This is a genomic window from Pseudomonas sp. Seg1 (genome assembly GCF_018326005.1).
In the GTDB taxonomy this organism is placed as follows: domain Bacteria; phylum Pseudomonadota; class Gammaproteobacteria; order Pseudomonadales; family Pseudomonadaceae; genus Aquipseudomonas.
On the sequence record NZ_AP021903.1, the window covers coordinates 5,349,416 to 5,366,900 of the forward strand.

Sequence of the window (17,485 nt, forward strand, 5' to 3'; positions counted from 1 at the left end):
TTAGTTAGTGTTCGCGGCGTTCTGTGCCAGATCGCTGTCGGCGCTCAACTCACGCACCGCGATGTAACGTTCGCTGCGACGGGTGCGATCCAGCACCTGCCCTACCAATTGACCACATGCGGCATCGATGTCTTCACCACGGGTGGTGCGGACAGTGACGTTGAAACCGGCCTGATGCAACTGATCCTGGAAACGACGGATCGCGTTGTTGCTTGGCCGCTCGTAACCGGAGTGCGGGAACGGGTTGAACGGGATCAGGTTGATCTTGCATGGAATATTCTTCAGCAGCTCGATCATCTCAACGGCGTGTTCGACCTTGTCGTTGATGTCCTTGAGCAAGGTGTACTCGATGGTCAGCACACGTTTCTCGCCAAGGGCGGACATGTAGCGCTGGCACGACTCTAGCAGCATCTTAAGCGGATATTTCTTGTTGATCGGCACCAATTGGTTACGCAATGCGTCATTCGGTGCGTGCAGGGACAACGCCAGGGATACGTCGATGTGCTTGGCCAGCTCATCGATCATCGGCACCACACCCGAGGTGGACAGGGTCACGCGGCGCTTGGAGATCCCGTAGCCCAGATCATCCATCATCAGATGCATGGCGGCGACGACGTTGTCGAAGTTCAGCAGCGGCTCACCCATACCCATCATCACCACGTTGGTGATGGCACGGTCGACGGTGGCCGGGACACTGCCGAAAGATTTGTTGGCAATCCACACCTGACCGATGACTTCGGCGGCGGTGAGGTTGCTATTGAAGCCTTGCTTGCCGGTGGAGCAGAAACTGCAATCCAGGGCACAGCCTGCCTGGGACGAAACGCACAAAGTGCCGCGTTTGCCCTGGGGAATGTACACGGTCTCGACGCAGCTGCCGGACGCCACGCGCACCACCCATTTACGGGTGCCGTCGCTGGAGATGTCCTCGCTGACCACTTCCGGACCACGGACCTCAGCAATCGCCTTGAGCTTGTCGCGCAAGGCTTTGCTGACGTTCGTCATGGCGTCGAAATCATCGACGCCAAAGTGGTGAATCCATTTCATTACCTGACCGGCACGGAAACGCTTCTCCCCGATTGAGTCGAAGAATTTTTCCATTTCCGGCTGGGTCAGACCCAGCAGGTTTGTTTTAACAGTCGATGTAGTCATGGATTCACCTTCACTCTTTAAGCAATGCTTAGCGAGTGGTTACTTCAGTAGCTGCGAAGAAGTACGAGATTTCGCGAGCAGCAGCGGCTTCGGAGTCCGAACCGTGAACAGCGTTGGCGTCGATGGAATCAGCGAAGTCAGCGCGGATGGTGCCGGCAGCAGCTTCTTTAGGGTTGGTAGCGCCCATCAGCTCACGGTTCAGAGCGATAGCGTTTTCGCCTTCCAGAACCTGAACAACAACAGGACCGGAGATCATGAAAGCAACCAGGTCGCCGAAGAAACCACGAGCGCTGTGCTCAGCGTAGAAGCCTTCAGCCTCAGCTTTGGACAGTTGCTTCAGTTTCGAAGCTACAACGCGCAGGCCGGCTTTTTCGAAACGAGTGGTGATTTCGCCGATGACGTTTTTTGCAACAGCGTCAGGCTTGATGATGGAGAAAGTGCGTTGAACAGCCATGGTGTAACTCCAGAAACGGTAATTTGCGAAAAATTAAACCCGCGAATTATACGCGGGTTCTTGGGTATTGCCTAACCTGCGAGACGATCAGTCCAATTCTTTGGCCCAGAGCTCCTGAACCGCTTCCAGCACCTTCTCGCCGACACGGCCAGAAGTGCTGTCGAAGTCAGGCAGATCCAGGATCATCTGCTGCAAACGGACAAAACTTACAGAATACGGATCGACGCCGGCATGGGCCTCGGCCAGTTCTTCTGCAATACGTTGAACATCATTCCAACCGTAGCTCATGACAGTCTTACCAGTCAGTGCGGCGCTTCGGCCGCATGGTTAAGCGAATATTTCGGAATTTCGACGGTGATGTCTTCTTCACCGACGATAGCCTGACAGGCCAGGCGCGACTGCGCTTCCAGACCCCAGGCACGATCGAGGAAGTCTTCTTCCAGCTCGTCAGCCTCTTCCATCGAGTCGAAACCCTCGCGGATGATGCAGTGGCAAGTGGTGCAAGCGCAGACGCCGCCGCAGGCGCTTTCCATCTCGATGTGGTGTTCGTGGGCCAGTTCGAGAATCGATGTGCCGGGCGCAGCCTCGACCACCATGCCTTCAGGGCAGAACTTCTCGTGGGGCAGAAAAATGACCTGCGGCATCAGATATCCTCGATTTCATTCAGATTGCGCCCCGACAGAGCGGCTTTCACCGTGAGATCCATGCGGCGGGCAGCAAAAGCATCGGTCACTTGCGACAGACGCTTGGTCTGCTGCTCGATGGCGTAACCATCGGTACCTTTCATCAGTTCGGTGAGTTCCTGCACTTGCAGGTCGATGACCATGCGCTCTTCGGCGTCGAGCAAACGCTCGCCATCAGCCTCCAGAGCGCCCTGCACCGCTTCGATCAGGCGCTGGGCATCGACTTGCTGCTCACGCAGGACGCGGGCGACTTTGTCGTCATTGGCGTGCTGGAACGAATCTTTGAGCATCTTGGCGATTTCGCCGTCGGTCAGACCGTAGGACGGCTTGACCTGAATGCTCGCCTCGACGCCCGAACCCAGTTCACGGGCGGAAACGCTGAGCAGACCATCGGCATCGACCTGGAAGGTCACGCGAATCTTCGCCGCGCCAGCCACCATTGCTGGAATGCCACGCAATTCGAAGCGCGCCAGCGAACGGCAGTCACTGATCAGCTCGCGCTCACCCTGCAGTACATGGATCGCCATGGCCGACTGGCCATCTTTATAAGTCGTGAAATCTTGTGCGCGAGCGACGGGGATTGTGGTGTTGCGCGGGATCACCTTCTCCATCAGACCGCCCATGGTTTCCAGCCCCAGGGACAGCGGAATCACGTCGAGCAGCAGCAGTTCGCCGCCATCGCGCTTGTTGCCAGCCAGCGTATCGGCCTGGATCGCAGCACCGATGGCCACCACTTGATCCGGATCGATTTCAGTCAAAGGCTGACGACCGAAAGCTTCGGCAACGGCTTCGCGAACACGTGGAACGCGAGTCGAACCGCCGACCATGACTACGGCGTGCACGTCTTCCAGCTCGATACCGGAATCACGCACGGCACGGCGGCAGGCTTTCAGGCTGCGCGCAACCATCGGCTCGATCAGCGCATCGAAGGCTTCGCGGGTCAGTTGCGCCTTCCAGTCGCCGTAGGTCACTTCAACGCTGACCCCATCGGTCAGTGCTTCTTTGGCCGCGCAGGCGGTTTGCAGCAGATTACGCTGTGCGCCCGGATCGAGGTCAGCGGACAGGCCCGCGCGCTCGATGATCCAGCTGGCAATCGCGTGATCGAAGTCATCGCCGCCCAGCGCGCTATCGCCGCCGGTTGCGAGCACTTCGAAAACCCCGCCAGTCAGACGCAGAATCGAAATATCGAAGGTGCCGCCACCCAGGTCATAAATCGCGACCAAGCCTTCAGCATGCTGATCCAGACCGTACGCCACGGCGGCTGCGGTCGGCTCATTGAGCAGACGCAACACGTTCAGACCAGCGAGTTTGGCCGCATCTTTGGTGGCCTGGCGCTGAGCATCGTCAAAATACGCCGGCACGGTAATCACCGCACCGACCAGCTCGCCACCCAACGTCGCTTCAGCGCGTTGACGCAGCACCTTGAGAATATCGGCGGAAACTTCGACCGGGCTTTTCGGGCCTTGCACGGTGTCGATGAACGGCATGTGCGATTCGCCACCAACAAAGCGGTACGGCAGTTGCTCGCCCAATTGCTTGACGTCGGACAGACCACGACCCATCAAGCGCTTGACCGACAGTACCGTGTTCAAAGGATCGGAGGACGCAGCCAGCTTGGCCGATTCACCGACTTCGACGCGGTCGGCGTGATAACGCACGGCGGACGGCAGGATGACCTGCCCGTTTGCGTCGGCCAGCGGTTCGGAAAGACCACTGCGCAACGCAGCGACCAGCGAATTGGTAGTGCCCAAGTCGATCCCCACAGCCAGACGACGCTGGTGCGGTTGAGGACTTTGGCCGGGTTCGGCGATCTGCAGTAGGGCCATCGTGATCAGGACTTATCTGTATATCAGGCGTGCGACCGGAGCGGCACTGGGTTAATCGTCGAGGCGCTCTTCTAACTGGCGCACTTCGTAGGTGAGCTTGTCGAGGAACTGCATGCGCCGCATCAGGCGTTCGGCCTGTTCACGTTGCGCTGCATCATCCCAACAGGCCGCGAAGCTTTCGTTGAGTTCTTCCTGAGCCACTTTCAAGCGACGCTTGAATACCGCGACACCGTCGAGGTCGGCGCTGTCCTGGAGGTCTTCGAGCTCTTCGCGCCATTGCATCTGCTGCAGAAGAAACTCGGGGTCATGGACCGTGACTTCCATCGGCACTTCATGCCCGCTGATGGTCAGCAGGTAGCGTGCACGCTGGGCCGGACTCTTGAGCGTCTGATAAGCGTCGTTGAGGCGCGCAGACTGCTCGAGTGCCGAACGCTGCTCACGCTCGGAAGCGTCGGCAAAGCGATCAGGATGAACGCCGCGCGCCAACTCACGATAGCGCGTGGCCAACTGCTCGAGATCCAGACGGAAGCTCGGTTGCAGCTCGAATAAAGCGAAATGACAAGGAATACCCACGACAAGCCTCAGATATTGAAGCTTTCGCCGCAGCCACATTCACCGCGAACGTTGGGATTGTTGAACTTGAAGCCTTCGTTCAACCCTTCCTTGACGAAATCGAGCTCGGTGCCGTCCAGGTAGGCGAGGCTTTTCGGGTCGATGATCACTTTTTCGCCGTGACTCTCGAACACCTGATCCTCTGCAACCACCTCGTCGACAAACTCCAGCACGTAGGCAAGGCCGGAACAGCCTGTGGTGCGAACACCCAGACGAATCCCTTCACCTTTGCCGCGCCCGTCGAGGGAGCGCCGCACGTGTCGAGCAGCCGCTTCTGTCATGCTGATAGCCATCGTTGACTCCTTACTCGTCGCCCAATGCTTAGATCAAGCCTTTCTTCTGCTTGTAATCGCGAACAGCCGCCTTGATAGCGTCTTCAGCGAGTACCGAGCAGTGAATTTTCACTGGCGGCAAGGCCAGTTCTTCGGCCAGCTGAGTGTTCTTGATGGTTTCCGCTTCATCCAGAGTCTTGCCCTTCATCCACTCGGTGGCGAGGGAGCTGGAGGCGATGGCGGAACCGCAGCCGTAGGTCTTGAACTTGGCGTCTTCGATAACGCCCTGATCGTTGACCTTGATCTGCAGACGCATCACGTCGCCGCACGCTGGTGCGCCAACCATGCCGGTGCCGACATCAGGATCTTCCGCGTTCATCTTGCCGACGTTGCGCGGGTTTTCGTAGTGGTCGATGACCTTTTCGCTGTAAGCCATGATTCTCAATCCTCACTCATCAGGGCCGCTCTTGAGACCCTGCAACTGCGCTGCGTCAGTCGCCGCGTCGCTACAGGATCTGTACCTGGCGGCTTCTATATTTAGTGTGCCGCCCACTCGATCTTCGAGATATCGACGCCGTCTTTGTACATGTCCCACAGCGGCGACAGAGCGCGCAGCTTGGTAACGGCCTCGCAAACTTTCTGCGCGGCGTAATCGATTTCTTCTTCGGTGGTGAAGCGGCCGAAGGTGAAGCGGATCGAGCTGTGTGCCAGTTCGTCGTTGCGGCCCAGGGCACGCAATACGTACGAAGGCTCCAACGATGCCGAGGTGCACGCCGAACCGGACGATACCGCCAGATCCTTGAGTGCCATGATCAGCGACTCGCCTTCAACGTAGTTGAAGCTCAGGTTCAGGTTGTGCGGAACGCGGGCGGTCAGGCTGCCGTTGACGTACAGCTCTTCCAGATGCTCGACCTGCTTGTAGAAACGGTCGCTCAAGGCTTTGATGCGGACGTTTTCGGCAGCCATGTCTTCCTTGGCTACACGGAATGCTTCACCCATGCCGACGATCTGGTGAGTCGCCAGGGTGCCGGAACGCATGCCACGCTCGTGACCGCCGCCGTGCATGGTCGCTTCGATGCGCACACGCGGCTTGCGGCTGACGTACAGCGCGCCGATGCCTTTAGGGCCGTAGGTTTTGTGAGCAGAGAAGGACATCATGTCGACTTTCAGCTTCTGCAGGTCGATCTCGACCTTGCCAGTGGACTGAGCGGCGTCGACGTGGAACAGGATGCCTTTCGAACGCAGCAGCTCGCCGATGGCGGCGATGTCGTTGACGGTGCCGATTTCGTTGTTCACATGCATGACCGACACCAGGATGGTGTCTTCGCGCAATGCAGCTTCGATCATTGCCGGGGTGATCAGACCGTCAGTCTGAGGCTCGAGGTAGGTCACTTCGAAACCTTCACGCTCCAGTTGGCGCATGGTGTCGAGGACAGCCTTGTGCTCAATCTTGGTGGTGATCAGGTGTTTGCCCTTGGAGGCGTAGAAATGTGCCGCACCCTTGATTGCCAGGTTGTCGGACTCGGTGGCACCGGAAGTCCAGACGATTTCGCGCGGATCGGCATTGACCAGATCGGCCACCTGACGACGGGCGTTTTCGACGGACTCTTCAGCTTTCCAGCCGAACACGTGGGAACGGGACGCCGGGTTACCGAAGTTTCCATCGACCAGCAGGCATTCGCTCATTTTTTGCGCAACGCGCGGATCGACCGGGGTGGTCGCAGAGTAATCAAGGTAAATCGGCAATTTCATGGACTATCTCCTAAATCAGGGCTGGCGTGCCGCTAGCTCTTTGGCTGTCATTCGACGGCGGACGCTTCAATCTTCTCCAGGCGTGGCGCCTTGCTGTTGCAACGGCGCTGGTCCTGACGCTGGGCTACTTCTTGCACCTCACGGCGAGTCACAAGATCAGCCAAGCTGATACCACTTAGAAATTCGTGAATCTGCAGGCTCAAGTCGCACCACAGATGATGGGTCAGGCAGGTGTCGCCGGAATGGCAATCGCCCTGGCCCTGGCACTTGGTCGCATCGACCGATTCGTTGACCGCATCGATCACTTGCGCCACCTGGATGCCCTGCATGTCGCGAGACAGCTGGTAACCACCACCGGGGCCGCGAACACTGGAAACCAGGTTACTGCGGCGCAGCTTGGCGAAAAGCTGTTCGAGATAGGACAGGGAGATGCCTTGGCGCTCGGAGATATCGGCCAGGGACACGGGCCCGTGCTGCGCGTGCAACGCCAGGTCAAGCATGGCGGTCACGGCGTATCGGCCTTTTGTAGTCAGTCGCATGGACAGTTACCACGGAGTTCGGAATGGGCGGGAGTATGCAATTCCCGAGCATTTAAGTCAACTATAAGACCTAGTGCTTTAGTCGGGTTTACCCGCAAAAGAGCGCGCGCATCATAGCAAAGGCTGGCGGCGTACAGCCAGTGATTGCGAGTTATCGCTCTACGCGAGCAGGCTCGCTCCCACAGGAGAACTCATTCCAATGTGGGAGGGAGCCTGCCCGCGAAGAAATCGGCGCGGTTTAACTGGCCTGGCTTTGATCCTTGCCTTTGACGCAGGCGAAGTCTTCTTCTCGCAGCTCAGGGAGATCTTTCGCACAGTAATTGCTGCCCAGATCTTTCAGCGCGCCGCACATCCCCTCCAGACGCCCGTCGACCGCTTGCAGGTGATCGAGCAACTGGCCGATCGCGCGCGCTACCGGGTCAGGCATGTCCTCGCTGACACCATAAGCATCGAAACCGATCTTCTCTGCCATGGCCTTGCGCTTGGCATCCTGCTCTTCATCGGATTTGACGATGATTCGACCGGGAATCCCCACGACCGTGGCGCCCGGCGGCACTTCCTTGGTCACCACCGCATTGGAACCGACCTTGGCACCAGCACCGACAGTGAATGGCCCCAGCACCTTGGCGCCAGCACCAACGACAACGCCATCACCCAGCGTCGGATGGCGCTTGCCTTTATTCCAGCTGGTACCACCCAGGGTCACACCTTGATAAATAGTCACGTCATCGCCAATTTCGGCGGTTTCGCCAATGACAATGCCCATGCCGTGGTCAATAAAGAAGCGTCGACCGACTTTCGCCCCCGGATGAATCTCGATCCCGGTCAACCAGCGACCGAAATTCGACACCAGCCGCGCCAGCCATTTCAGCTCGTTGCGCCACAGCATGCCCGCGAGTCGATGAATCCAGATCGCATGCATGCCGGGATAGCAGGTCAGGACTTCAAAAGCGTTACGCGCCGCCGGGTCTCGATGGAATACGCTTTGGATATCTTCACGCAAACGCTCAAACATCATTTAGTCCTTCCGCTTCAGAAGCTCGCCACGGGCCGCTTTTTGGGTTTCCGTGAGGATGCCACGCAAAATGTTCATTTCCGCCCGGCTGACCGAGCTGCGTCCGTATAACCGGCGCAGGCGCGCCATCAAGTGCCGCGGCTTTTCCGGATCGAGGAATTCGATGGCAACCAGCGTCTGCTCCAGATGCTCATAGAAACGCTCCAGCTCATCCATGGTCGCCAGCTCGGCACTTTTCACCGAGGCCACTTCTTCTTTCTCGATCTTGGTCGGCTGACCTTGTGCGGCCAGCCAGGCCATGCGCACTTCATAGCTCAACACCTGCACCGCTGCCCCAAGATTCAGTGAACTGAACCCAGGATCAGAGGGGATGTGCACGTGAAAGTGACATCGCTGCAGCTCGTCGTTGGTCAGGCCGGAATCTTCACGACCGAACACCAAAGCGATTTCCGCGCCTTGCCCGGCTTCCTCGACCACTTTGCTGCCGCATTCACGCGGATCCAGCAGCGGCCACGGAATGCGGCGGTCGCGGGCGCTGGTGCCGAGCACCAGATTGCAGCCGACCAAGGCATCTTCCAGGGTGGCGACGACTTGCGCGTTTTCAAGGATGTCACCGGCACCGGAAGCGCGAGCATCGGCTTCGTGATGCGGAAACAACCGCGGTTCGACCAGCACCAGCCGCGACAGACCCATGTTTTTCATGGCGCGCGCGGCCCCGCCGATGTTGCCGGGGTGGCTGGTATTGACCAGGACGACACGAATGTTCTGCAGCAAGGGAGGCGCTCTCGGACACAGGAAAGGGGTGCAAATCTTACAGAACAGCCTACCGTTAAGCTATGAAAGCGAACAGCGTCCTTCACCTGAAGAAAAGTTCTGATAGAATGCGCGGCTTTCTTTAACAACCTTAGGTGACACATCCATGCAGCCCATGCTGAATATCGCGCTGCGCGCCGCCCGCAGCGCCAGTGAACTGATCTTCCGCTCCATCGAGCGCCTGGATACCATCAAGGTCGACGAAAAAGACGCCAAGGATTACGTATCCGAGGTCGATCGCGCCGCTGAACAGAAAATCATCGATGCCCTGCGCAAGGCTTACCCGAATCACTCGATCCAGGGTGAAGAAACTGGCCTGCACGCCGGCACCGGCATCGAAGGCGAAGAGTACCTGTGGATCATCGATCCGCTGGACGGCACCACCAACTTCCTGCGCGGCATTCCTCACTTCGCTGTCAGCATTGCCTGCAAATACCGCGGCCGACTGGAGCACGCTGTGGTTCTGGACCCGGTTCGCCAGGAAGAATTCACCGCCAGCCGTGGTCGCGGCGCTCAACTGAACGGTCGTCGTCTGCGCGTCAGCGGTCGCACCAGCCTCGACGGCGCTCTGCTGGGTACTGGCTTCCCGTTCCGTGACGACCAGATGGACAACCTCGACAACTACCTGGGCATGTTCCGCGCCCTGGTTGGCCAGACTGCCGGCATCCGCCGCGCCGGTTCGGCGAGCCTGGACCTGGCCTACGTGGCTGCCGGTCGATTCGACGCATTCTGGGAATCGGGCCTGTCCGAGTGGGACATGGCTGCAGGCGCCCTGCTGATTCAAGAAGCAGGCGGTCTGGTGAGCGACTTCACTGGCGGTCACGACTTCCTGGAAAAAGGCCACATCGTTGCCGGCAACACCAAATGCTTCAAGGCAGTCCTGACGGCGATCCAGCCGCACCTGCCGGCTTCGCTGAAGCGCTAAGCTTCCAGCGAAACAAAAAAAGCACCCTAGGGGTGCTTTTTTTATGCCTGGAATTCGATCTTCAGATCACCAAAATCTTCATGCTGGAGCGAGCCTGCTCGCTCCCACAAGAGATCCGGGTTTAGCCAGAAATTCCGGGCACAAAAAAGCACCCCGCAGGGTGCTTCTTGTTAAAACTGTCGGTCTTTACTGACCCGGCTCATTCTGCGACAAAATCAGCTTGCCTTCCTTGTCGACCGGAATCTGGTTGCCCGGATCGCGATCCATCCGCACTTTGCCTTCCTTGCCATCGAGCGAGTAACGCACGTCGTAACCGACGACCTTGTCGCTGATGTCATTGACCGTGTTGCAGCGGGTTTGCGTGGTGGTGTAGGTATCGCGGTTCTGCATGCCTTCTTGAACCTTGTTACCGGCATAGCCGCCACCGACCGCGCCAGCCACCGTGGCAATCTTCTTGCCGGTGCCGCCGCCAATCTGATTACCCAGCAAACCACCTGCCAGTGCACCGACCACCGTACCAGCGATCTGATGCTGATCTTTTACCGGTGCCTGACGAGTCACTGTCACGTCCTTGCACACTTCACGTGGAGTCTTTATCTGTGTCTTGACCGGTTCGACGGCCAACACTTGCGCATACTCAGGGCCGCTTTTAACCAGGCTGTAGGTGGCAACAGCACCCCCGGCAGTCACACCGACAGCACCCAATACCGCACCAACCAGCAACGACTTGTTCACATGAACCTCCTGACCATCACATGCGGGACGCGCCCGCGCTTCTCCCAGCCTTGGAGCATAAAAAAAGGCGCGAGTTCAACTCGCGCCTTTTTCGCCTGACTGCCGGGAAAACGATGGCCGTTTATGGACGGTCGTCGACTTCCTTCTCGGTGTTGGCCGGAGGAATCAGATCCTCAGTGGTCAGGTTCAACCAGATCAGCACCACGTTGGCGATGTAGATCGACGAGTAGGTACCCGCCAGAACACCGATGAACAATGCGATCGAGAAACCGAACAGGTTGTCACCGCCGAAGAACAGCAGTGCCGCGATCGCCAGCAAGGTGGAGATCGACGTCGCCATGGTGCGCAGCAGGGTCTGGGTGGTCGAGATGTTGATGTTCTCGATCAGCGTTGCCTTGCGCAGCACACGGAAGTTCTCACGAACCCGGTCGAATACCACGATGGTATCGTTCAGCGAATAACCGATGATCGCCAACACCGCCGCCAGTACGGTCAGATCGAAAGTGATCTGGAAGTACGACAGGATACCGATGGTCACGATCACGTCGTGGATCAACGAAACAATGGCGCCGACCGCGAATTTCCACTGAAAGCGGAAAGCCAGGTAGATCAGGATACCGCCGAGCGCCAGAAGCATGCCGAGGCCGCCCTGATCGCGCAGCTCTTCACCGACCTGCGGACCGACGAACTCGACACGTTTGACGGTCGCCGGGTTGTCGCCGCCGACCTTCTGCAGCGCTTCCGCGACCTGATGGCCCAGTTGCGGGTCTTCACCCGGCATACGCACCAGCAAATCGGTGGTTGCACCGAAGTTCTGCACGATGGCTTCGTGATAACCGGAAGTGGTCAGTTGCTCGCGCACCTTGGTGACGTCAGCCGGACGCTCGTAGGTCAGCTCGATGAGCGTACCGCCGGTGAAGTCCAGACCCCAATTCATGCCCTTGTGGAAGACGCTGAAAATAGCCAGCACCGTAAGAAACACTGTGACGCCGAACGCAAAGTTGCGAACGCCCATGAAGTTGATTGTACGTAACATGGCAGCCCCTTAAATCCACAACTTCTTGAAGTCACGTCCGCCAAAGATCAGGTTGACCATTGCGCGGGTCACCATGATGGCCGTGAACATCGAGGTAAAGATCCCGAGGGACATGGTCACTGCGAAACCTTTGACCGGGCCTGTGCCCATCGCAAAGAGAATGCCGCCAACCAACAAGGTAGTCAGGTTGGCGTCGAGAATCGCGGTGAATGCCCGGCCGAAGCCTTCGTTGATTGCACGCTGGATGGTCATGCCGGCGGCGATCTCTTCACGAATCCGCGAGAAGATCAGCACGTTGGCGTCGACCGCCATACCCATGGTCAGCACGATACCGGCGATACCCGGCAGGGTCAGTGTTGCACCCAGCAGCGACATCAAGGCCAGCAGCAGCACCATGTTCACCGCCAGTGCGACGGTGGCGATAACGCCGAAGAAGCGGTAGATGGCGATGATGAACAACGACACGAACAGCATGCCCCACAGCGACGCATCGATACCTTTGGTGATGTTGTCAGCACCCAGGCTCGGGCCGATTGTGCGCTCTTCAGCGAAGTACATCGGCGCCGCCAGACCACCGGCACGCAGCAGCAGAGCCAGTTCGGACGATTCGCCCTGGCCGTTCAGGCCAGTGATGCGGAACTGAGCACCCAGTGGCGACTGAATGGTCGCCAGACTGATGATCTTCTTCTCTTCTTTGAACGTCTGAACAGCAACGTCTTTCTCGACGCCATCAACCACTTGCTTGGTGTAAGTGGTGATCGGACGCTGCTCGATGAAGATCACCGCCATGCTGCGACCAACGTTGGAACGGGTTGCGCGGCTCATCAGCTCGCCACCGTGGCCATCCAGACGGATGTTCACTTCAGGCGTGCCGTGCTCGCCGAAACCGGCCTTGGCGTCGGTCACCTGGTCACCGGTGATGATCAGGCCACGCTCGATCTGCGCAGGAGGACGCTTGCCTTCACGGAACTCGAAAGTCTCGGAAGTGGCTTTCGAAGCACCTGGCTCTGCTGCCAGACGGAACTCAAGGTTGGCCGTCTTGCCGAGAATACGCTTGGCTTCGGCAGTGTCCTGCACGCCCGGCAGCTCAACCACGATGCGGTTGGCGCCCTGGCGCTGAACGATCGGTTCGGCAACACCCAGCTCGTTGACGCGGTTACGTACCGTGGTCAAGTTCTGCTTGATGGAGTATTCACGGATTTCCGCCAGCTTGGCCGGGGTCATCGCCAGACGCAGCACCGGTTGACCGTTGAGGTCGGCCGGAACAATGTCGAAATCGTTGAAGTTCTTGCGGATCAGCGCACGGGCCTGTTCGCGGGAGTCAGCATCGCTGAAGCCCAACTGAATGGCACCGCCCAGTTGCGGCAGGCTGCGATAGCGCAGCTTCTCTTTGCGCAGCAGGCTCTTGACGTCGCCTTCGTAGACTTTCAGGCGTGCATCGAGGGCTTTGTCCATGTCCACTTCGAGCAGGAAGTGCACACCACCGGACAAGTCCAGACCCAGTTTCATCGGGTGCGCGCCCAGATTGCGCAGCCATTGCGGGGTGGTTTGTGCCAGGTTCAGCGCGACGACGTAGTCATCACCCAACGCCTTGCGCACAACGTCTTTGGCCGGCAGCTGGTCTTCAGCCTTGGTCAGACGGATCAGACCGCCCTTGCCGTTGGCCGCCAGAGTGGCTGCCTTGACGTTGATCCCGGACTCCTTGAGCGCAGTGCTCACACGATCCAGATCAGCCTGATTGACTTGCAGCGCAGTGCTTGCACCGCTGACCTGAATGGCCGGGTCATCGGGGTATAGATTGGGAGCGGAATAAATCAGACCGACCGCCAGCACCGCCAGGATCAGAATGTATTTCCACAGAGGATATTTGTTCAGCATCACGCCGCCCGTTATGACGCGGGGCGCCTTGCGCGCCCCGTCGATTGAGTAGAAGTTGTTACCTTTAGATCGCTTTCAGCGTGCCTTTTGGCAGCGTGGCGGCGATGGCGCCTTTCTGGAACTTCATTTCCACGGTGTCGGAAACTTCCAGAACCACGAAGTCATCGGCCACTTTGGTGATCTTGCCGGCGATGCCGCCGGTGGTGACCACTTCGTCGCCCTTCGCAAGGCTGCTCAGCAGGTTCTTCTGCTCTTTGGCGCGCTTGGCCTGTGGACGCCAGATCATCAGGTAGAAGATGACCAGGAAGCCGACCAGGAAAATCCACTCGAAACCGCCGCCCATTGGGCCGGCAGCAGCCGGTGCAGCCGCGTCGGCCATGGCGTTAGAGATAAAAAAGCTCATTTAGCACTCCAGTTGCAAATGTTGAATCTTGGGGTCAGAAAACTCAGTCCAAAGGCGGAACGGGGAGCCCGCGTTTGGCGTAGAAGGCATCGACAAAGGCGGCCAATGTACCCTGTTGAATAGCCTCGCGCAAACCAGCCATGAGCACCTGATAATGGCGCAAGTTATGGATGGTATTGAGCATGCTTCCCAGCATTTCGCCGCACTTGTCCAGGTGATGCAGATAAGCGCGGGAGAAGTTCTGGCAGGTATAGCAATCGCAGGTCGGATCGAGCGGCGAATCATCATGGCGATGGAACGCGTTACGGATCTTCAGCACGCCGGTATCAATGAACAGATGCCCGTTGCGGGCATTACGGGTTGGCATCACGCAATCGAACATGTCCACACCGCGGCGCACACCCTCAACCAGATCTTCCGGTTTGCCAACGCCCATAAGGTAACGAGGTTTGTCAGCCGGCATCATGCCCGGCAGATAATCCAGCACCTTGATCATCTCGTGCTTGGGCTCGCCCACCGACAGACCGCCGATGGCCAGGCCGTCAAAGCCGATTTTGTCGAGGCCTTCCAGCGATCGCATGCGCAGATCCTGGTGCATGCCACCCTGAACGATACCGAACAGCGCCGCAGTGTTGTCACCGTGGGCATTTTTCGAACGCTGGGCCCAACGCAGCGACAGCTCCATCGATACGCGAGCGACATCTTCGTCAGCCGGGTACGGCGTGCATTCGTCGAAGATCATCACGATGTCGGAGCCCAGATCGCGCTGAACCTGCATCGATTCTTCCGGCCCCATGAACACTTTCGAGCCGTCGACCGGAGAGGCGAAGGTCACGCCCTCCTCCTTGATCTTGCGCATCGCGCCGAGGCTGAACACCTGGAAACCGCCGGAGTCGGTCAGGATCGGACCCTTCCACTGCATGAAATCGTGCAGGTCGCCGTGTTCCTTGATGACCTCGGTGCCAGGGCGCAGCCACAGGTGGAAGGTGTTGCCCAAAATGATTTCCGCGCCGGTGGCGACGATGTCACGCGGCAACATGCCCTTGACCGTGCCATAAGTACCGACCGGCATGAAGGCCGGGGTCTCGACGGTGCCACGCGGGAAGGTCAGACGACCACGACGGGCCTTGCCATCAGTGGCCAGGAGCTCAAAGGACATGCGACATTCGCGACTCATTCTGTTTCCTCTGGGCCGGTTTGTTTAGGGGCAGTAGGTGCAGGATTACGAGTGATGAACATCGCATCACCGTAGCTGAAAAAGCGGTATCCGTTTTCGACAGCGGCTTTATAAGCGGCCATGGTTTCGGGATAACCGGCAAACGCCGAAACCAGCATCAACAGCGTGGATTCGGGCAAATGGAAATTGGTCACCAGAGCGTCGACCACATGGAACGGCCGGCCCGGGTAGATAAAGATGTCGGTGTCGCCACTGAACGGCTTGAGCACGCCATCGCGCGCCGCACTTTCCAGAGAACGCACGCTGGTGGTGCCGACCGCAATCACTCGACCGCCGCGCGCACGGCACGCGGCGACCGCATCAACCACATCCTGGCCGACTTCCAGCCATTCGCTGTGCATGTGGTGATCTTCGATCTTCTCGACGCGCACTGGCTGGAACGTACCCGCGCCCACGTGCAACGTCACGAATGCGGTCTCGACGCCTTTGGCAGCAATCGACTCCATCAACGACTGATCGAAATGCAGCCCCGCCGTCGGCGCCGCCACCGCGCCCAGACGCTCGGCATAAACGGTCTGATAACGCTCGCGATCCGAGCCTTCATCCGGGCGATCTATATAAGGAGGCAACGGCATGTGCCCGACGCGATCAAGCAGCGGCAGCACTTCTTCAGCGAACCCCAGCTCGAACAGCGCATCGTGACGCGCGAGCATCTCGGCTTCGCCACCCCCGTCGATGAGAATCTTCGAACCCGGCTTCGGCGACTTGCTGGAGCGCACATGCGCCAGCACGCGATGCGAATCAAGAACCCGCTCGATGAGGATCTCCAGCTTGCCGCCGGACGCTTTCTGCCCGAACAGCCGCGCCGGAATCACCCGGGTATTGTTGAACACCATCAAATCGCCCGGGCGCAAATGCTCAAGCAAGTCAGTGAATTGACGGTGTGCGAGGGCGCCGCTCGGCCCATCAAGGGTCAGCAGGCGACTACCGCGACGCTCGGCCAAAGGGTGGCGGGCGATCAGCGAATCAGGGAGCTCGAAAGTAAAGTCAGCAACGCGCATGATGGGGTTCGTCTAGCAGGGCCGGAAAGTCTAGCGGAAATATCGAAAATTCTCTATGTACCTGATTGACCGACGGTAATCTCATCTCTATACTTCGCCGCCATTGAGCCCTGATGGCGGAATTGGTAGACGCGGCGGATTCAAAATCCGTTTTCGAAAGGAGTGGGAGTTCGAGTCTCCCTCGGGGCACCAAAATTAAGAAAGGTCTTGCTTAGCAAGGCCTTTTTTTTCGCCTGCAATAAAGCTCTGACTTGTGTAGGAGCTGCCGCAGGCTGCGATCTTTTGATCTTCCGCTTCTTGGCCATCAGCCCCGAAGGAACCATCCCATGGAAACGTCACTGGAAACAGTCGCTCTTTTCTCCCTCAAACTCGCTTACGAGGAAGAAGGCCTGAGCCCGATTTTGCGGGACGATATGGTCATGGGTGACTATCAGAAAGACATTTTCGAACTGCTGGTGCGACGGGGTGATGTGCAGACCATTCAGTTCAAAATCAATGAATGCCTGGGCTTGGCGATGGATGCTTTGGGCGGTGTCGAGAAGCCGCTCGGCCGTGAGCTGCACAAATTATCCGCCGATTTGAGCCAGGCGCAGTCGTTGGAGCAGCTTGATCAGCCGCTCCTCGCGCTCAAGGGATACTTGAAAGACATTCTGTAATTGAACGCGCCACGCGCTTACAGCAAATGCCTGGAGATGTACTTCGAAATTTCCACCATCGACGTTTTCCCGGTGAACTCGAACTTCACCTTTCCCAGCGAAGAAAAATAAATCTCCAGCTCCGAGTCCAGATCGAACGTGCCCGACGTTTCCACGGAGTACGCGACGATGTTCTTGTACGGCAGTGACGTGAAATCCTTCTTGCTGCCGGTGATGCCCTGCACATTGACCGCGATGATGCGTTTGTTGGTGAACACCACGCCGTCGCGCATGGCTTTGTAGGAATCGATCACCTCTTCGCCTTCCAGCAGCAATGCCGTCACACGCTCGGCGTATTCGTCGTTCTGCTTGAGTTTGAAGAAACCTTTGTTGTTGAAGTCGATCATCTGTCCATCCTTTGGTTGAGAAAGATCCCGTCCTCATCAAAGTCCGTTACGCCGATGAAGAGCGTGGCGCGACGCTACTATTTTGTTATCTTGCCGTCCATCTTCAGCGCGGC

Annotated in this window: 21 protein-coding genes and 1 tRNA gene; 3 read left to right on the forward strand and 19 right to left on the reverse strand. The window is 58.2% G+C overall.

The window, feature by feature from the left end; genetic code table 11:
* The 12 genes from rlmN to trmJ all read right to left on the reverse strand — a co-directional run bounded on the left by rlmN (nt 1) and on the right by trmJ (nt 9,076).
* Entirely contained in the window at nt 1–1,149 is a 1,149-nt protein-coding gene (rlmN, locus tag KI231_RS23900; protein WP_186549103.1) for a dual-specificity RNA methyltransferase RlmN, read from the reverse strand.
* 28 nt (nt 1,150–1,177) lie between these two features.
* Nucleotides 1,178–1,603, reverse strand: coding sequence for a nucleoside-diphosphate kinase (gene ndk / locus KI231_RS23905; RefSeq protein ID WP_007916882.1), 426 nt, complete (start codon nt 1,601–1,603; stop codon nt 1,178–1,180).
* A gap of 87 nt (nt 1,604–1,690) precedes the next feature.
* The gene (gene iscX / locus KI231_RS23910) at nt 1,691–1,891 is read right to left on the reverse strand and encodes a Fe-S cluster assembly protein IscX (RefSeq protein WP_213026521.1); all 201 of its coding nucleotides are present in this window, start codon (nt 1,889–1,891) and stop codon (nt 1,691–1,693) included.
* Between the two features lie 14 nt (nt 1,892–1,905).
* A complete protein-coding gene (gene fdx / locus KI231_RS23915) occupies nt 1,906–2,247 on the reverse strand; it encodes an ISC system 2Fe-2S type ferredoxin (RefSeq protein ID WP_007916885.1) in 342 nt (113 codons plus the stop codon).
* On the reverse strand, nt 2,247–4,112 hold the full coding sequence (gene hscA / locus KI231_RS23920; RefSeq protein ID WP_213026522.1) for a Fe-S protein assembly chaperone HscA: 1,866 nt from the start codon (nt 4,110–4,112) through the stop codon (nt 2,247–2,249). The genes fdx and hscA overlap by 1 nt, the downstream gene beginning before the upstream one ends.
* 51 nt (nt 4,113–4,163) lie before the next feature.
* Nucleotides 4,164–4,685: a co-chaperone HscB gene (hscB, locus tag KI231_RS23925; protein ID WP_008084660.1), complete on the reverse strand. Its 522-nt coding sequence runs from the start codon at nt 4,683–4,685 to the stop codon at nt 4,164–4,166.
* An 8-nt stretch (nt 4,686–4,693) separates the two neighbouring features.
* Nucleotides 4,694–5,017 (reverse strand): iron-sulfur cluster assembly protein IscA, encoded by a 324-nt coding sequence (gene iscA, locus KI231_RS23930; RefSeq protein WP_003227904.1) that lies wholly within the window; start codon nt 5,015–5,017, stop codon nt 4,694–4,696.
* A 28-nt stretch (nt 5,018–5,045) separates the two neighbouring features.
* On the reverse strand, nt 5,046–5,432 hold the full coding sequence (iscU, locus tag KI231_RS23935) for a Fe-S cluster assembly scaffold IscU (RefSeq protein ID WP_003227907.1): 387 nt from the start codon (nt 5,430–5,432) through the stop codon (nt 5,046–5,048).
* A 101-nt stretch (nt 5,433–5,533) separates the two neighbouring features.
* Entirely contained in the window at nt 5,534–6,748 is a 1,215-nt protein-coding gene (locus KI231_RS23940; protein WP_103304536.1) for an IscS subfamily cysteine desulfurase, read from the reverse strand.
* A gap of 47 nt (nt 6,749–6,795) precedes the next feature.
* Complete coding sequence (iscR, locus tag KI231_RS23945) at nt 6,796–7,287, reverse strand: Fe-S cluster assembly transcriptional regulator IscR (RefSeq protein ID WP_213026523.1); 492 nt, start codon at nt 7,285–7,287, stop codon at nt 6,796–6,798.
* A 238-nt stretch (nt 7,288–7,525) separates the two neighbouring features.
* Nucleotides 7,526–8,302, reverse strand: coding sequence for a serine O-acetyltransferase (cysE, locus tag KI231_RS23950; RefSeq protein ID WP_025109222.1), 777 nt, complete (start codon nt 8,300–8,302; stop codon nt 7,526–7,528).
* A gap of 3 nt (nt 8,303–8,305) precedes the next feature.
* Complete coding sequence (gene trmJ / locus KI231_RS23955) at nt 8,306–9,076, reverse strand: tRNA (cytosine(32)/uridine(32)-2'-O)-methyltransferase TrmJ (protein WP_064589075.1); 771 nt, start codon at nt 9,074–9,076, stop codon at nt 8,306–8,308.
* A 145-nt stretch (nt 9,077–9,221) separates the two neighbouring features.
* Here trmJ and suhB point away from each other — a divergent pair, with 145 nt between their 5' ends.
* Complete coding sequence (gene suhB / locus KI231_RS23960) at nt 9,222–10,040, forward strand: type III secretion system regulator SuhB (protein ID WP_016773320.1); 819 nt, start codon at nt 9,222–9,224, stop codon at nt 10,038–10,040.
* Between the two features lie 186 nt (nt 10,041–10,226).
* Here suhB and KI231_RS23965 read toward each other — a convergent pair whose 3' ends face one another.
* The 6 genes from KI231_RS23965 to queA form a co-directional block, all read right to left on the reverse strand.
* On the reverse strand, nt 10,227–10,775 hold the full coding sequence (locus tag KI231_RS23965) for a glycine zipper 2TM domain-containing protein (protein WP_053123539.1): 549 nt from the start codon (nt 10,773–10,775) through the stop codon (nt 10,227–10,229).
* A gap of 121 nt (nt 10,776–10,896) precedes the next feature.
* A complete protein-coding gene (gene secF, locus KI231_RS23970; protein ID WP_103304535.1) occupies nt 10,897–11,811 on the reverse strand; it encodes a protein translocase subunit SecF in 915 nt (304 codons plus the stop codon).
* A 9-nt stretch (nt 11,812–11,820) separates the two neighbouring features.
* Nucleotides 11,821–13,689 carry a protein translocase subunit SecD gene (gene secD, locus KI231_RS23975; protein ID WP_103304534.1) on the reverse strand — a complete coding sequence of 623 codons (1,869 nt, stop codon included), beginning with the start codon at nt 13,687–13,689 and terminating at the stop codon, nt 11,821–11,823.
* 64 nt (nt 13,690–13,753) lie between these two features.
* The gene (gene yajC / locus KI231_RS23980) at nt 13,754–14,092 is read right to left on the reverse strand and encodes a preprotein translocase subunit YajC (RefSeq protein ID WP_003227923.1); all 339 of its coding nucleotides are present in this window, start codon (nt 14,090–14,092) and stop codon (nt 13,754–13,756) included.
* Nucleotides 14,093–14,135: 43 nt separating this feature from the next.
* Nucleotides 14,136–15,251: a tRNA guanosine(34) transglycosylase Tgt gene (tgt, locus tag KI231_RS23985; protein WP_161794909.1), complete on the reverse strand. Its 1,116-nt coding sequence runs from the start codon at nt 15,249–15,251 to the stop codon at nt 14,136–14,138.
* Nucleotides 15,252–15,265: 14 nt separating this feature from the next.
* Entirely contained in the window at nt 15,266–16,330 is a 1,065-nt protein-coding gene (gene queA, locus KI231_RS23990; RefSeq protein WP_103304533.1) for a tRNA preQ1(34) S-adenosylmethionine ribosyltransferase-isomerase QueA, read from the reverse strand.
* A gap of 107 nt (nt 16,331–16,437) precedes the next feature.
* On the opposite strand from queA, the gene KI231_RS23995 reads away from it, so the two are divergent.
* A tRNA-Leu gene (locus KI231_RS23995) sits at nt 16,438–16,522 on the forward strand.
* Between the two features lie 134 nt (nt 16,523–16,656).
* Nucleotides 16,657–16,986 carry a hypothetical protein gene (locus tag KI231_RS24000; RefSeq protein ID WP_103304523.1) on the forward strand — a complete coding sequence of 110 codons (330 nt, stop codon included), beginning with the start codon at nt 16,657–16,659 and terminating at the stop codon, nt 16,984–16,986.
* A 17-nt stretch (nt 16,987–17,003) separates the two neighbouring features.
* Here the strand turns inward: KI231_RS24000 and KI231_RS24005 are convergent, their stop codons facing one another.
* Nucleotides 17,004–17,372, reverse strand: coding sequence for a PH domain-containing protein (locus KI231_RS24005; protein WP_103304522.1), 369 nt, complete (start codon nt 17,370–17,372; stop codon nt 17,004–17,006).
* Nucleotides 17,373–17,485 lie beyond the last annotated feature (113 nt).